Source organism: Bartonella sp. AP9QHHD, from assembly GCF_042195625.1.
Classification (GTDB): Bacteria; Pseudomonadota; Alphaproteobacteria; order Rhizobiales; family Rhizobiaceae; genus Bartonella.
The window spans coordinates 1-1,189 of the sequence record NZ_JBHIOP010000123.1 but is presented as its reverse complement, the minus strand read 5'-3'; the positions used below and the strand labels follow the sequence as shown (position 1 = coordinate 1,189).

Genomic DNA, 1,189 nt, shown 5'->3' with positions numbered 1-1,189 from the left:
AATGGCGAAGAGCAAGTTTGAACGAACAAAACCGCATGTTAATATTGGTACGATTGGTCACGTTGATCATGGGAAGACCTCGTTGACAGCAGCGATTACGAAATATTTTGGTGAATTTAAAGCTTATGACCAAATTGACGCTGCGCCAGAGGAACGTGCACGTGGAATTACTATTTCTACAGCACACGTTGAGTATGAAACGGAAAATCGTCACTATGCGCACGTTGATTGTCCAGGACACGCTGATTATGTGAAAAACATGATCACAGGGGCAGCACAGATGGATGGTGCTATTTTGGTTGTTTCAGCAGCTGATGGCCCAATGCCTCAGACACGTGAGCATATTTTGCTTGCACGTCAGGTTGGTGTTCCAGCAATTGTTGTTTTTCTTAATAAAGTTGATCAGGTTGATGATGCAGAACTTTTGGAGCTTGTAGAGCTTGAGGTTCGGGAACTTTTATCCAAATATGATTTCCCAGGCGATGATATACCAATTGTTAAGGGTTCTGCGTTGGCCGCTCTTGAGGATAAGGATAAAAGCATTGGTGAAGATGCTGTTCGTCTTTTAATGAGTGAAGTTGATAATTATATTCCAACCCCTGAACGTCCTGTTGATCAACCATTTTTGATGCCGATAGAGGATGTGTTTTCGATTTCGGGTCGTGGAACCGTTGTTACGGGTCGTGTTGAGCGTGGTGTTATTAAAGTTGGAGAGGAAATCGAGATTATCGGTATTCGTCCAACGTCTAAGACGACGGTTACAGGCGTTGAAATGTTCCGCAAGCTTTTGGATCAAGGTCAAGCGGGTGATAATATAGGGGCTCTGCTACGTGGTGTTGACCGTGAAGGGATTGAGCGTGGTCAAGTATTGGCGAAGCCAGGATCCGTTACACCTCATACACGTTTTAAAGCAGAAGCTTACATTTTGACAAAAGATGAAGGTGGACGTCATACACCATTTTTCACGAATTATCGTCCTCAGTTTTACTTCCGTACGACGGATGTTACAGGTATTGTTACGCTTCCAGAAGGAACGGAAATGGTTATGCCAGGTGACAATGTTGCGATGGATGTTTCGTTGATCGTTCCGATAGCGATGGAAGAGAAACTTCGTTTTGCTATTCGTGAAGGTGGTCGTACTGTTGGTGCCGGTATCGTCTCTAAGATCATTGAATAAATAATGCTTGTT

Annotated in this window: 1 protein-coding gene; it reads left to right on the top strand. The window is 43.7% G+C overall.

Features of this window, described 5'->3' with window-relative positions; translation table 11 throughout:
* The first annotated feature begins 1 nt into the window (after position 1).
* Entirely contained in the window at positions 2-1,177 is a 1,176-nt protein-coding gene (gene tuf, locus ACFIK4_RS10170) for an elongation factor Tu (RefSeq protein WP_012755022.1), read from the top strand.
* Positions 1,178-1,189 lie beyond the last annotated feature (12 nt).

Excerpts from the sequence above, each read along its gene's own strand:
- tuf (WP_012755022.1), top strand. The coding sequence starts at position 2 with ATGGCGAAGAGCAAGTTTGAACGAACAAAACCGCATGTTAATATTGGT.